Genomic DNA, 15,246 nt, shown 5'->3' with positions numbered 1-15,246 from the left:
AAAGAAGGAGCGTAAAACTATACGTTTTACACTCCTTTTTTATTGGTTAATAAAAATTTAGTTTTTCAGTGACCTCCTTTTCTAAGCCCGTTTTGTTGATTTTATATAAAAAATGAAGTGTCTTACTGAATGACTAATTTTAAGGTAAATAATTTTCTTGTGTATACTTTTACAAAATACACTCCTTTCGGAAGATTTTCGTTGACCAGAGAAAAACGCTGGTTATTAACATTTTTCGACTGATATAAAAGGTCTCCGTTGGCAGAAAGAAGTTCTATTTTTTCGATCGGATAATCACTTTTAATGAAAGTCGGTTCACCCGGTTTTGTAGGATTCGGATAAAGAACCACATTTTTCTCTGTACTTTTTGTTTCTTCTGTTCCAAGCGGTGTTCCGGTTACCTGAAACTGAACCCTGTTTGAAACTTCCGTGTAAGAATCGTTGGTAAACATCACCATATAATAATTTCCCGGCGTTGCAGGAACTGCTGCTCCGGTGATTGTTTTGGTTCCCTGTGTAATTCCGTCAAAATAAGTATAAGAAATAAACTGATCATCCGGAACCGAAATATTCTGAGGATAAATTCCCAGCCAGTCTTTGATGATTCCCGGAGAATCCGTCCATGAAGCGGTGATATTTTCCCCTAAACTGTAAACCGGCTTGTTGATCCAAAGTTCGGTCACCACATCCCCTACTTTAAAGAAAACTTTTTCTCCAACCGTCGTATAGCCGTCTTCCAAGAAGTACTGTGCATAATAATATCCTTTGGCAAGGCCTGTAAAATTAAGCGTTCCCGAAGCCGTTGTCACATAGCTCCACTGAGTAGAATTTATGGTTCCGGGCGTGTGTCCCATTTTATAAATTCCGATCCAGTCTTTGGTTAAATTCGGTCCGTTGGAGAAATTTACGGTTACGGTTCCGCCAACAGGATAAACATCTGAAGTTGTGCTTAAATTAACTTTCGGACCAACGTAGAAATTTTTTCTCGGCGTAATTTCCGTGTACCCGTTATTGGCAAAAAAACCTGCAAAATACTGACCTTTGGCAGCAATTCCGTTCGGGAAAGTGGCTGTTCCTGCGGTTTGTCCGTTAGTGTACATAAAAGCCTGAGAAGTTACGGCAGAAGGATTCTGTCCTTTTTTGTAAATTCCAACCCAGTCCTGATTATTTCCGGGACCGTCTGTAAAATTGGCAATAATGGGCTCGTTTTGAAGATATTCTGTTTTGTTCAAAGTAAATGTAGGGTTGGAAACCACACTTCCAGTTACTGTAAACTGTTTTACATCGCTCCATTCGCTCCACTCCATATTTCGGTCTCTGTAACGCACTTTTACATAATAGTTTCCGTTGGTTATTGAGTTGGCGGCAATGGTCGCTTTGGTAATGTCTACTCCTGCATTCAGGTTTTTCGTGACATCGGGAGTTCCGTTTCCGTCTTTTCCGAACCAGTTTTCGTAATCTCTGTAAAATTCTTTTTCGATGATGGAAAAATCGGCAGCTTTACTAATTAAAAACTGAGTGGTATTCAGCAATTCTCCGTTTGAGCTTGAAAATGTACTTCCGTTTAAAGTTAACGGCAATGTAACCGGCGCCGTAAATGTATTGGAAATAGAAGGTTTTGCAGGTTTTGGCTGGTTTTTATAGCGGTGGAATGTATCAATCAGCTCATTATATTTTTTATGATAAACCCCTCCGATGGAATAAGACTCCACATCTACTTTTCCTGTGTTTACATCTACTTCCACAATTTGGTAAGTCCAATCTGTTAATGTTTTCTGAACATCATCAAAATCCTGTTCCGTCGACATTCCCCAGTACTGATCCCATGCAACTCCTCCGGAAATAATCTGGTAATTCGGTGTATTTTTCAACTGACCTCTGTGGTATAAATGGTGATGCGCTCCGACGTGCATTAAATATTTTGAAGAAGAGGTTAAAAGCGGAACTGCACTGTTTCTTATCCACGTAGAAATATCTCCTACATATTGTTCCGCCTGATACGGTCTGTGGCTAAGAGAAATGATCCAGTCGACCGTAGAATCGCCGTTTGCAGCATTTAATACCTGTTGCAGCCAAGTCATTTGCGCAGAACTGGTATGTTCGGAACTCAAACTTATAAACAAAACATTTCCAGCCTGTTGTGCGTAGTAATTTTCGTTTCCTGAGCTAATGTTTTTATACTGAATTTCATCGATGTAAAAATGTGCATAATAGGAATTCATTCCCAGACTTCCGTACGTTTCATGGTTTCCCACCGTGGTCTGAATCGGAAGATAAGGCGATAAATTAATATTTTTCTTGAAATGAACATTTTCGTAATGATCCAAAGTTCCCACATCTACCTGATCTCCAACCATAAAGGTTAAAGCAATATTATCTGAAGGATCTGAAGCTGCGCCGAATTTTTCCTTTAATTTTTTATACGCATTTAAAGTTAAGGTATCGTATCTCGGTTCTGCTTTAATCTGGTTGTCTCCCATGATGAGAAAACGAATTTTTCCGTTGGCTGTTGCCGCCTGTCCCGGTAAAGGAAGTGTTCGGAAATTATACACCGCAGATTCGCTGGTTCCTGTTTTAATCTTATAATAGTATTTTGTGTTAGGCTGAAGATTTGCAATTTTTGCGGTGTGATAAAAATAATTGTTGTTATACCCTGTATCTGAAAAAATATTCGTTGTTCCTGTAAAAGTAACATTCAGATTATTGGGGCTGGTTCCGTAAAAAACGGTGGTTTCATTATTGGAAGAGGTTTTCCAGTTGATGATCATGGAAGTTGGTGTAGGATTTTGTAAGTAAGGATACAAAGCCTGCCCAAAAGCCATCTGGACGACGAAAAGGAAAAAGAAAAAATAATGTTTCATTTTTAGTTTACTTTTTATTAGATTTATTGAGATTAAAAATTGTATATCAATGAATTATCAAAATTTTTATTGTCTGATTTTATATTCGTGCAAAAGTAGAATTCACATGTAAACTGTATCTGATGGGAAGTTGAAGGAAAGATTAAATCTGGGCCGAAAAAGGGGTTGAAAATTTCATGATATTTAATATAAAATTGTTTGGAAAATTTCAAAAATGTTTTGTACATTTGCAACCTGTTATTCAACCTCTGACGAAGTCCGTGTAAGTTGCTTAGCTTTAACATTTTATTTATTAATAATGGATTTATTAAAGTACGTACAAGACAAGTACATTACAAAAAAAGAATTCCCTGAATTCAAAGCGGGTGATACGATCACTGTTTACTACGAAATTAAAGAAGGACAAAAAACAAGAACTCAGTTCTTCAAAGGAACAGTTATCCAATTGAGAGGTACTGGTTCTACAAAAACTTTCACGATCAGAAAAATGTCTGGTGATGTAGGTGTAGAAAGAGTATTCCCAATCAACATGCCGGCTCTTCAAAAAATTGAAGTTGACAGAAGAGGTAAAGTTAGAAGATCTAGAATCTACTACTTCAGAGACCTTAGAGGTAAAAAAGCGAGAATTAAAGACGCTGCTTACAAGAAGAAATAATTCAGACAACAATACATACGAAAAGAGACTGCTAATTTTTAGCGGTCTCTTTTTATTTGAATTACTATTATTTGGAGCTTTTTCCCGCTTTCCGCTGCAATCTTTTTTTTCAAAAAAGGATTTTTATTGCATCGGGGCTAAGAAAAGGATGCATTTTAAAACCACCCCGTCAAAAATTTCAGGAAATTTTTGCCACCCCTCCAGAGGAGGGGAATTCATTCATTAAAAATAAATTTATATATTCTCTCAATCATTTAAATTTTCAATCATCAAACCTTTTGCTTTTCTACTTAATAAATTCATACAGCGCATTCCAGAATTTATCATAAACTTCGATATGCGGAAGGTGTCCTACGTTTTCAATTTCGACTAGCTTGGAACCAACAATCTGTTGTTGTGTTTTCTTTCCTAATTCCTGATATTGCCCCATTTTCGGTTGCAGTTCTTTTGGAGCACGGTCTTTCCCGATTGCTGTTCTGTCTCTTGTTCCTATAATGAGTAAAGTGGGAACTTTTATGTTTTTAAATTCATAGCAAACCGGCTGATTATAAATCATATCCGAAGTTAAAGCTGCATCCCATGCGACTTTCGGATAATCAGGATGCAACGTCCATCCTGCAATTAAGTCTAACCAGGGTTGATATTCTGCTTTCCATTTATTGTCATAATAAAATTTAAGCTGATAATTTTTATAGGTTTCTGCGGTATTTTTTAATTCTGACTGATATGCCTGATCAATGCTTTGATAAGTAGCGAATGTTTTATAATCTTCCAATCCGATTGGATTTTCCAAGATCAATTTTTCGACTTTTTCGGGGTATTGTAAAGTAAACCTTGTTGCAACCATCCCTCCCATCGAATGTCCTAAAACAATAATTTTATCGATTTTTAATTTGTCCAGAACAGCTTTTGTATTTTCTGCCAACTGCGAAAATGAAAACTGGTAACTTTGAGGCTTCGAAGATTTTCCAAATCCTATCTGATCCGGAATTATTACTCTAAAACCTTTATCTGAAAGGTCTTTGGCGGTTCTTTCCCAATAAGCTCCATTAAAATTTTTCCCATGAAGAAGCATTATGGTTTTACCGTTTGACTTTTTAGGCTGAACATCCATGTAAGCCATTCTTAAATCGTTTTTCTGAGATTTGAAATTTAAAAACTGAACTTCAAAAGGATATTGATAGTTCGTTAATTCCGCATCCAGTGGTCTCACCTGTGATAATAGAAGATTCGTACTTATAACAAAAATTAATGCGGTAAATATATTTCTGTAATATTTCATAAACCATTTTATCTACTGAAATTAAAAAACCGTTCCAAAAGAAACGGTTTTCAAGTATTAATGATGATTTATTTAAGATATTTCGGCTAGTTGTTTGTCTTTTTTGGGAAGATTCATTAAAACAATGGCAAAAAGAATCAATATAATTCCCACCCACTGAATAAAAATAACTTTTTCTCCCAATAAAACAAAAGCCATTGTTACGGAAACCGGCAATTCTAAAGAGGAAACGATACTTCCCAATCCGAGTCCGGCATTCGGAAATCCAACATTAAATAAAATCGGTGGAATTATGGTTCCGAAAAGTGATAAAATTAAACCATATTTCCATAAAATTGAATAATTAAAGGAATGAATATGCTCTGTATTGTCTGTAAAAGTAAGGTAAAAAGATTTTAATCCTTCGAAATGCAACGGCCCGATCTGTGCAAAAAACAAGAATGCAAAAACAACAACTGACCCACCCAAAAGCATAATAATACTTTTTCTGAAAACAGGCAAATGTGTCGCTAATGTATTGGAAGTAAACATAGTAAGCGTATAGGAAGCTGCTGCCAATAATCCCCAGAAAATGCCTTTCCAATCCAAATCCAAGCTTTCGTTGATTAAATTGGTTGCTAAAATAGTTCCCACCAAAACAATAATTACAGAAACGATTTTTCTTGCATTGGGTATTTTTTTTGTCAGAAAACTTTCCACCACTACACTGAACCAGACAGACTGCATCAGCAAAACAATCGCAATGGAAACATTAATGTACTGTACGGCAATGTAATAAAACAAACTGGTGCAGCCTAATGAAGTTCCAGCCAACATTAAGTTTCTTACTTCTTTTGATGTTGGCGACGGCAATGCTTTTTTAGAGGTGATTGTCTGAATAAAATTTAAGACTAAAAGACCAACGATTCCCAATAAAAACTGTGATGTTGTAACTTCTGAAGTGGTGTACCCATCCTGATAAGCGAGTTTAACAAACGTTGCCAACATTCCGTATATACTGGCTCCAATCCCTACAAATAAAACTCCCTTTAATATATTTCTCTTCTGCATAATTCATTTTTTACAGCCCGCAAAGGTACGGATATATTATTAAATTAATGAGATGGGATTAATGTAAAAAAGTTACGGCGCGAGCGAAGCTCGCGCCGTAACTAAAATTTATAAATGTTCAGATTATTTTTTAACAATAACTTTTGATGCCGCATCAATACCGATGCCTTTTACTTTCACCATGTAAGTTCCGTTAATCAACTTGTCTGTCGAAATTGATTTCTTAGCATCCGGAGAAATTTTATCTTCTGAAGAAACTAGTTTTCCAGACATATCATAAATTTCAACACTTACTTTACCTAATGTATTGCTTGGGAAATTGATGAAGAACTCATTTTTCGCAGGATTAGGGTAAATTGAAATGTTATTTTTAACAACATTTACTTCGTCTGTAGCTAACACACAGTCTGCAGGAACACTGAAATCTTCTACCTGATCGTTGATATTGGTTTTCGAACCAGCAGCAGCATTTACTCCAAGGCCTCTTTTCGCAAAAGTTCTCCAGATCATGCATCTGTCTGCTCCTCCTTTAGCCTGATCTGCCGCTATTATAGCATTTCTTCCATCAATAAATGTTGGATTACAAATTTGGAGTTTTAAAGCATCTGTAACTAACTGTAAAACTCTTGAGCTACCATTTGTCGTATTTGTCATTACATCAGAAGAATAACCATATTTAGCAACATACTGCCAATGAAGATCCCAAAGCATTGAAGCCCAAACAAATCCGATGGAATGAACATCAGGAACTATTTGTCCACTTGTATTGGTATACTCCATTCCATTCGTATCACCATAGGTATAATCATTTATAGTAAAGTCCGGAGAATATCTTGCCGGTCTAATACCTCCTCCTGAAATTCCTTGTCCTACAGCATATGTTCCAATACCTCTAGGTACAGAAGCATTATCTCCGGCTTTATTTGTTAACATCAAAGCAAAGAAATCTGACCAGCCTTCACCCATCTGTTCTTTGTCTGCAGATGAATTTAAACAACCCGCACCAGTTCCTGTTAATCTATTGGAAATTCCATGTCCATATTCGTGAACTACTATTCCATTATCAAAGCTTCCATCTGGTGTCACGCTGCTCGCAGGATCATTTTTTAGAGTTACGTTTACAGTTGTATTAGCTGAAAGCTGGCTTTTAATATATTCACCTTCAGTATTTGAAATTAAAACGGATGGGATAGTAATCGTTGCATCAGTTCCAGACATATTTCCGACCGTATCACCATTTGTAGTGTTATTATAAATAATTACTGCTGCAGCTCCTGCGTTTTGTGCATTTTTTACCTTAACTGTAAAATTACAGCTTCCTCTTTCTACTAAACCAATCTTACCTGTTAAAGATCCTGCAGGTATTGCTGTACAGCCATCTAAAACAGAGGATAACTGGACATTTCCTGTAACACCCGTTGCATCTAAAGCATTTCCAAATGAAGCTGTCCCTGCAATTGGTTGACGAGGTACTGCAGAAGTTGGAGCATTATAATAAAATATTCTATTCACAGTTGACCAAAGATACATTTGCATCGTTGGTTTATTTCCATCACTAGGACTTGCAAAGTTTGCGTTATTTGTTCCCCCTCCGTCTTGCGCTTCAGCCTGTACGTAATCATTACCAACACCACCTAAACCAAAATTAGTATTTTGAAAGTTTCTTGCAGCTGGTGTAAATCCAAACATATAGAAAATATCGTGAATTTTATTATTGATATAAAATAAATTCGTTATTGCAGCACTCTGATTATTAAATGGATCATCATTAATGTTAAAAGGATAATTAAAGTTTCTTGTAGCTCCTCCATCTGGTGAAAAACCTGGCGCATTTAAAGCTGATGTATCCTCATAAGCATGTACATTGTTACCTCTGGTAATTGTATAACGAGTTGTGCCATCATAATGCCAACCTTCCGGAGAGGCAGTTAAGATCCATGGGTTACTTACAATTGATCTTGAACCAAATGTAGGAGCCTCTATAGGTAATGCAAAAACATTATAAGAAGCGTTATCAGGTGCTAAAAGTGAAAAACTATTCTTACTTTCCTCTTGCTTTAGCGGTCCTGCTGCAATAGTTTCATTATGAACATGACTATAATCATGAGAATAGGCATCATGATGGAAATTACAAGATAGATTTAAATCTAGTTTGCTGATAATATTTCCTGTGTTTGCATCCACTAAAATATCCCAATAGCTTGGAGAATTCGGCTCCGGAAAGGAAAATTGGTAGGCTAATTTTAAAGCTCCATTATCTTGTACATATACCAATCTCTGTTTTGCAGCCGGTGTATTATTTAAATCTGTATCATTATACCCTAAAATAGGATAATTCTGAATTTTTTCTTTCTGTAAGTTTTCAGATATTTTTTGAAGCGCGGTTGTTTTTGAGATGGACGCAGTATTTGATACAGATGATGTATAATCTTTTAAAAATGTATCTGTATAATAAATTACCTTACTATCTCTTACCAAAACAGTACCTTCCGCATTATAAACGGGAAGTCCGTTATAAGTCTGTTGGAATTTAATTACATTTCCATTCAATGACTTTGACTCATCTACATTATCAATCTTAAAATTCGCAAGATCTGATTTTTTATATTCTCTAATCTTATTTTGAGAAATATAATCCTTAATTAACTTCTCATTATCCTGTCCGAAAAGAACAGAAGGAAACATTGCAGAAACTACAAATAAAAGGGGTAAAGCTACTTTTTTCATATACACTAATAAAGCCGCTAATTTACATATAATTAACAATAAAACAATATTATATTTAAAATTATTTAAATAGATATTTAATTTGATAACATTAAATAAATTCTCATTATTTTGTGAATAAATCAAATTCAAATTCCCACATTATAGGGGCAATATTATCTATTGTTTAAAAGCAAAAAAGCCACTCAAACGAGTGGCTTAATATTTAAAATGAATCAGGTATTATTTACCTTCTTCCATTTTTCTTTTTAATTCTGCTAATGCATCGATGTCTCCAAGAGTAGATCTCTCTTCGTTTGAAGAGGATGAAACATTATTAGATCTGTTGTTAGAGTTTTCTCTTACGTTTTTCTTCTCTTCGTCTCTGAAGATCCCTGTGTGAGAAACTACTACTCTCTTGAATTCTTTGTTGAATTCAATTACTTTGAAATCAGCCTCTTCACCTTTCTTGATTTTAGATCCGTCTTCCTTCTCTAATAATCTTGATGGACAGAATGCTTCAACTTCAGCATCTTCGAACTGTACAGAAGCACCTTTATCGTGTACTTCTACCGCTTTACCAGCGTGAACTGTTCCTTCAGCATATTTAGTTTCGAATGCATCCCAAGGGTTTTCTGTTAATTGTTTGTGACCTAGAGATAATCTTCTAGCTTGGATGTCTAATTCAAGAACTACAACATCTAATTTATCACCAACCGCACAGAATTCAGATGGGTGCTTGATTTTCTTAGTCCAAGAAAGATCAGAAATGTAGATTAAACCGTCGATACCTTCTTCTAACTCTACGAATACACCAAAGTTAGTGAAGTTTCTTACAGTTCCTACGTGCTTAGATCCTACAGGATACTTAGCTTCGATATTTTCCCATGGATCTTTGCTTAATTGCTTGATACCAAGAGAAATTTTTCTGTCTTCTCTGTCTAAAGTAAGTACTTCAGCTTCTACCTCATCACCTACTTTTACGAAGTCTCCTGCAGATCTCAAGTGAGTAGACCAAGACATTTCAGAAACGTGGATTAATCCTTCTACTCCCGGAGCGATTTCTACGAATGCACCATAGTCAGCAAGAACTACTACTTTTCCTTTTACTTTATCTCCAACTTTTAAGTCAGCAGAAAGAGCATCCCAAGGATGAGCTTCTAATTGCTTCATACCTAACTGGATTCTTGTTTTCTCATCATCAAAATCAAGGATAACCACTTTTACAGTCTGTCCGTCCTCAAGGATTTCAGATGGGTGGTTCACTCTAGACCAAGAAAGGTCTGTAATGTGAATCAATCCATCAACACCTCCTAAGTCGATGAATACACCGTAAGAAGTAATGTTCTTAACAGTACCTTCAAGAACTTGTCCTTTTTCTAACTGAGCGATGATTTCTTTTTTCTGACCTTCGATATCTGCTTCGATCAATGCTTTGTGAGATACTACTACGTTTTTGAACTCAGGGTTGATTTTCACAACTTTGAACTCCATAGTTTTACCTACGAACTGATCGTAATCTTTGATTGGCTTAACGTCGATTTGAGAACCAGGTAAGAATGCTTCGATTCCGTGTACGTCAACGATCATACCTCCTTTAGTTCTAGACTTAACAAAACCGTTAACGATTTCACCTGTTTCGTGAAGTTCGTTTACTTTATCCCAAGCTTTAAGCGTTCTTGCTTTTCTGTGAGATAACTGTAACTGTCCTGTTTTGTCCTCTCTTCTGTCTACCATTACTTCTACCTCGTCTCCTACTTTAAGACCTTGGTTGTAACGGAATTCGTTAAGAGAAATAACACCTTCAGACTTGAAGTTGATATCTACGATAGCTTCTTTATCAGTTAATCTTACTACTTTACCAATTAGAACGTCGTTATCGTCTAAGTTGTTTAAAGATCCGTTGTAGATTTCTTCTAAATCGCTTTTCTCTTTTCTAGCATCAGCATCAAGACCAGATTCGAAAGAATCCCAGTCAAATTGTTCAGGTGCTACGTTTTGATTTAATAATAATTCAGCTGAATTTGTCTCTTTTGACATAATTCTAATTAAATTTGTATTCCTTCTCTTTCAACGGTCTGAATAAATGTGAATTGAAAAATACGGAAGTAATTAATTTTTAGTTATTTACTCTTCAAACCTTTTCGCCACAAAAGTGGGTGCAAAGATATGAAATTTATTTGAAACAAACAATAATTTCAAAGATCAAACAATCCAATGTAAACAACTGAAATTCAAACCATTTAATTTAATCAAAATAACTTTTTACTCCATTAAAGTCTTTTCTAAGGTTTCCTTAAACTCATTCTCATTGCTGTAATTGTAAAAAGGTACAGCAGTAATTAAATAGTTGTCCGTATGAATCTTCACAGATTTCTGCCGATTTCCGATCTGTTTCAGAAAATCTTCCTTCCATTTATCATGTCCTGTTAAATGTTTTCCTTTCGGCTCTATAAATACCTGAAAAGTAAGCTCCTCTTCTTCACGGCGAGTACAGAAAAGAATAAAATCCGGTTCAAAAGCCCGTCCCAATTGATCAAAAACTTTAATTTCCCTTTCATTACGGATCAGGTGAATGTTCTGATATTTTTTATTGAGTCCTTCAAAACGTCTCGCAAACAGTTCGACAAACTTTTTCTCCTCATCGGTTCCGTAATTGGCATTATAAGCATACCATGGTTCATCCAGAACAAGCTCTTCCTGCCCATTTGCTCTTACACTGCCTTTACTTACTCTGATTTCTTTATCCTTAAAGACATCCTGAACAGGCCGCGCATAAAATTCGGAGCCTTCATATTCTGTAGAATTCTTTTTGATCTCTGTTTCGATGTCCTGCAATAAACCATTGAGCGCCTGAAGATAATCAAAATGAGAAATTTCATCAAGCCGGTTTCTGCTTCCTGTAAAAGTGATTTCCAGACCTCCCAGATATTGCTCACTTTCAATAAATTCAAAAATGGAAACAAGGCTGGGAAAATAATGAGAAAGACGATTAAAACAGTAAAACGGATTTCTGCTGAGCGCATATCTTACCACATGATTCTGTATTTCCGTAATCTTTATATCTTTTGACTTTATCTTTTCCTCACCGGATATTTCTTTTTCATTTTCTGAAAAAACATTAGAGATCCTTCCGAAACCCGAAGAAAGCTGATAACGGTAATTCATTTTCTTCACTCCCAAATCTGCAAAAGATTTAATATTATCAAACTTTTTCGGTACTTTTTTATTGGAAAAAACGACTCCTTTCTGATATAATTTCGAGGTTTTAAATACAGGCTTCAGCTTTAACTGTTTTGTTTCGAGATGGGCTTCATCTTCATAAATTCCGGATTCTACCAGTGCTTTTTTAAGTTCGGAAATATAGCGGCTGTCTTCTTTTGTATGGTAATAAAGTTCTTCCAGAATTTTAAGATCATTTGAAATGTCATCATCGTATTTTCTGGTGAACTTGTCTTCACCTTCATTCAGTGCAAAAGGATAATATCTCGCACCGCGACCGATCAACTGCGCCTCCGAGAGTGTGGTTTTGCCGGGATTGCCGTCTTTTCCATCGCGGTCTTCATACAAACGTACAATATCAAATAAATTTAAAACATCCCATCCTTCATTCAGTTTCTGAACGGCAAATATGGCACGGATCGGGTTATTTTCATCTTCGAGTGTATTCAGAAGGATCTGGTTTTTCTCCGCTTCCGAATCATTGTTTGCACTTAGGCAGTTTTCTTCCCGAAAACAGGATTTTACTCTCTGTGCAATATCATTTTCCGAGATATTTCTTAACTCAAAAAACTGAAAAGCTTTCTGTACAACCGAGACGGACGAAGTTTTCCTGATGCTGGTTACCATCGTTTCAGAAAATTCATCGATGAGCTTGTGGAAATTTTCTTTGTTCTGTTCAGATTCTTTAATAGTTTTTTTCGCTTTGAAAAGTATCACCGGCTTTATATTAATACCATGTTTTGCAGCCAGTTCCTGACGGTAAAGATTAAGGATCAGTGCCTGAATAATCCTTTCTTTTTCATTGTACATTGAGCGCACAAGATTAATTTCTTTGGAAAATTTATCTTTTCTGAACTGTGCAAGATCATATTTGTAAAGGACTTTATCCTTGTATTTATTCATAATTTCCCGGCTTTCATAATCCAGAGTTGCCGTAAATTCGAGCAGGATGTTTTCAAAATTCTGATTCAGGATCTGTAAAACAGTTTCTTCCCAACTTCCGAAAAGATTTCCGCTTTTGGTTCCGCTGTTGAGATGATGGGCTTCATCAGCAATCAGAACAATCTTTTTATCTTTAAAATCTTCATACGTAACGCTGTTTTCTCTGGTATTATTTAAATCTGTATGAAGCTGTTGAATCGTCGTAAACTTAATATTGATATTTTCCTGATCCGATTCATCAAAATTGTCAATCTCTTTCAGTAAAACCTCTTTTCCATTGATGATAATTTTATCTGTGAACAAATATTTGGAAGTCTGTGAATTAAGAAAATTATCTTTCGTTTTCTGAATGATGTTATTGCTGTTGACAAAAAACAGAAAATTACGGTAGCCTTTTTCAAATAGATGAAGCATAAGACCTGCCATGACCATCGTTTTTCCGCTTCCGGTTGCCATATTGTACAGCAGATGAGTCGGTTTGTTGGGTTTTCCTTCAAAATTCTCCTGTTCAATATACATATGCCGCCTGAATGCCTCTTCCTGATACGGACGAACTTTAAATTTTAAATTGTCTGTAATTTCGTTGGGAATAACAACCTGCGCTAAAGATTTTTTCGCAATAGGATTATTGAAGACCTCGTGTAAATATTCCATGGTTTCAGTTTTTAATTTTATAGAAATCTTGAGTCACTATTTTCTCCTCTTCAGTACATTTGAAATTTTCATCATTCAAAGAAGAAAGATTAACGTAGAGCTGGTTTTTATCCAGCAGTTCGCAAAGATGCCGTTTCTGTTCTTTCAGGCTTAACGCTTTGAAATCATCGAGATGTTGCTCCTGTTTTTTGAGATCTACATTATAATTAAGAAAGGATCTGGATTTCATTTCTTCCCAAATCTGAAGAAGTTCTGCTGTGTCTTCCGCAGCTTCTATTTTTTCAATAAAAATCTGGTTGTATTTTTTTAGTTCAAGATAAATGAAGGAACCGCCGCCTTGCCAGTTGACGGATTTGGAAATGCCTGTCTTATCTCCTTGAATTACATTTTGTAATCGAACAACACTGTCATTTTCATCATAATTTAGCTGTTCAATTCCAATATATTGTCTTTTCATTTTGTGGGCAACGGCTGCTGTTGTACCGCTTCCGAGGTGGTAATCCAAGACAATATCATTTTCATTAGTATTGAGCTCCAATATTTGTTTTAGAAGCTTTTCCGGTTTTTTACCATTTTTTAATTTGACTCCACCTTCGTTTGCAATTCCAGCCCAAGAAATATGATTCCAAAAATTAGTTAATAACTCTGTAACTTTCATTTCTCCATCAATTTCTCTAATTTTTGACGAATAAAATGCTAAAGCACCTCCATTTATGATATAAGTTTTTTCTCCATCTTGCTTATCATATACAAATATCCGATTTCTATCTATTTTAGATTTGTCTTGTAATTTTTTTATTAATTGCGTGGGTTTATGTAAATCTCTTACACTCACAATATTGTTACAATTTTGATATGCATAATCTTCTATCATTTGCTGTAAGAATAATAAATAATTTTTACCTAATTTATTTTTTAATTCTTTTTCATTTTTATATCCATTTTCTTGAATAACCTTTTCTTTCAATGGAATTAATTTCCAATTTTCGAAATTTGAATCACTATTGTCTAAATATTGATTATAATTTTTGTGATAACCCGTAACAACATAATTTTTTTTAAATTTTACAGCTTTCTTATTTTTTGAATAAAAAAAGATATTTTCGAGTACATCAATTGGACCAGGATTAACAGCTTTAAAGCCTGATGCAGAAGCTACTTTTATTGCTATTTGCTGAATTTTATTTTCGTTACCAAAAACTTCATCTAAAAGAATATTTAAATATCCCATTTCATGATGATCACACTGCACAAGAATAACACCATCTTCTGTCAATAACTTTTTAGCAATTTCTAACCTGTTTTTAACAAAAGTCAGCCAGGAAGAATGATTGAATCTATCATTATATTTAAACCCGTCATTCCCCGTATTGTAAGGCGGATCAATATAAATCAGCTTTACTTTACCGGCAAATTCTTTTTTCAGGGAATGAAGCGCTAAAAGATTATTTCCTTTGATAATCAGATTATCGGTAATCGTTCCGTTTTCATTGCGATTGAATTTATCAAAATTATTTTCACCGTTTTGGTCAATTCTTTTGGCGTTGGTTAAGACTTTGGGATCGAACAGTTCGGTAATTTCGTCCTGCGCCAATGTTTCATTGAAAAAGATTTCTTCCCTTTTATCCTCTTCCCGGCTTTGTCCGCCTTCCAGAACACAATCCTTAAAAGGCCAAACTAAGGACACTTCATTCCTCTGCTTTAAGTATTGATTTCCAATGGTGAGTCCAACCTTATTTTTAAACTGGGTATAGCTGTCGTTAAGATAATTTTTCTGCTCCAGAAACTGGATAAACAGAGTTTGCTTAAAGACCAGAACATCTTTTACCTTAATGAAAAAACTTTCCTTCAGATCCGGATCTTCCAGAAGCAGT

8 protein-coding genes and 1 pseudogene are annotated in these 15,246 nt (G+C 35.3%); 1 reads left to right on the top strand and 8 read right to left on the bottom strand.

Features of this window, described 5'->3' with window-relative positions; genetic code table 11:
* Window positions 1-122: 122 nt before the first annotated feature.
* Complete coding sequence (locus tag H6W52_RS15290; protein WP_116099881.1) at window positions 123-2,861, bottom strand: fibronectin type III domain-containing protein; 2,739 nt, start codon at window positions 2,859-2,861, stop codon at window positions 123-125.
* Window positions 2,862-3,159: 298 nt separating this feature from the next.
* Here H6W52_RS15290 and rplS point away from each other — a divergent pair, with 298 nt between their 5' ends.
* Window positions 3,160-3,516 (top strand): 50S ribosomal protein L19, encoded by a 357-nt coding sequence (gene rplS / locus H6W52_RS15285; protein WP_007846341.1) that lies wholly within the window; start codon window positions 3,160-3,162, stop codon window positions 3,514-3,516.
* A gap of 286 nt (window positions 3,517-3,802) precedes the next feature.
* Here the strand turns inward: rplS and H6W52_RS15280 are convergent, their stop codons facing one another.
* The 7 genes and pseudogenes from H6W52_RS15280 to H6W52_RS21460 all read right to left on the bottom strand — a co-directional run.
* Window positions 3,803-4,798, bottom strand: coding sequence for an alpha/beta fold hydrolase (locus tag H6W52_RS15280; RefSeq protein ID WP_116099880.1), 996 nt, complete (start codon window positions 4,796-4,798; stop codon window positions 3,803-3,805).
* A 72-nt stretch (window positions 4,799-4,870) separates the two neighbouring features.
* Window positions 4,871-5,848 (bottom strand): EamA family transporter, encoded by a 978-nt coding sequence (locus H6W52_RS15275; protein ID WP_108411012.1) that lies wholly within the window; start codon window positions 5,846-5,848, stop codon window positions 4,871-4,873.
* Between the two features lie 123 nt (window positions 5,849-5,971).
* Entirely contained in the window at window positions 5,972-8,707 is a 2,736-nt protein-coding gene (locus tag H6W52_RS15270) for a T9SS-dependent M36 family metallopeptidase (protein ID WP_308196697.1), read from the bottom strand.
* 90 nt (window positions 8,708-8,797) lie between these two features.
* Window positions 8,798-10,594, bottom strand: coding sequence for a 30S ribosomal protein S1 (gene rpsA, locus H6W52_RS15265; RefSeq protein WP_076392562.1), 1,797 nt, complete (start codon window positions 10,592-10,594; stop codon window positions 8,798-8,800).
* Window positions 10,595-10,819: 225 nt separating this feature from the next.
* Window positions 10,820-13,372, bottom strand: coding sequence for a DEAD/DEAH box helicase family protein (locus H6W52_RS15260; RefSeq protein ID WP_116099879.1), 2,553 nt, complete (start codon window positions 13,370-13,372; stop codon window positions 10,820-10,822).
* A gap of 4 nt (window positions 13,373-13,376) precedes the next feature.
* On the bottom strand, window positions 13,377-15,059 hold the full coding sequence (locus H6W52_RS15255) for a site-specific DNA-methyltransferase (RefSeq protein ID WP_241277932.1): 1,683 nt from the start codon (window positions 15,057-15,059) through the stop codon (window positions 13,377-13,379).
* 96 nt (window positions 15,060-15,155) lie between these two features.
* Window positions 15,156-15,206: pseudogene (locus tag H6W52_RS21460) on the bottom strand (hypothetical protein); the annotation flags it as partial.
* Between the last annotated feature and the right edge of the window lie 40 nt (window positions 15,207-15,246).

This window comes from Chryseobacterium sp. C2(2020) (assembly GCF_014218915.1).
GTDB classification, from domain to species: Bacteria; Bacteroidota; Bacteroidia; order Flavobacteriales; family Weeksellaceae; genus Chryseobacterium; species Chryseobacterium mucoviscidosis.
This window is presented reverse-complemented; position numbering and strand designations above follow the sequence as displayed.

Bases quoted from the DNA above. Each gene is read 5' to 3' on its own strand.
- rplS (WP_007846341.1), top strand. From the start codon at position 3,160: ATGGATTTATTAAAGTACGTACAAGACAAGTACATTACAAAAAAAGAA.
- H6W52_RS15260 (WP_116099879.1), bottom strand. From the start codon at position 13,372: ATGGAATATTTACACGAGGTCTTCAATAATCCTATTGCGAAAAAATCT.
- rpsA (WP_076392562.1), bottom strand. From the start codon at position 10,594: ATGTCAAAAGAGACAAATTCAGCTGAATTATTATTAAATCAAAACGTA.
- H6W52_RS15290 (WP_116099881.1), bottom strand. From the start codon at position 2,861: ATGAAACATTATTTTTTCTTTTTCCTTTTCGTCGTCCAGATGGCTTTT.
- H6W52_RS15275 (WP_108411012.1), bottom strand. From the start codon at position 5,848: ATGCAGAAGAGAAATATATTAAAGGGAGTTTTATTTGTAGGGATTGGA.
- H6W52_RS15280 (WP_116099880.1), bottom strand. From the start codon at position 4,798: ATGAAATATTACAGAAATATATTTACCGCATTAATTTTTGTTATAAGT.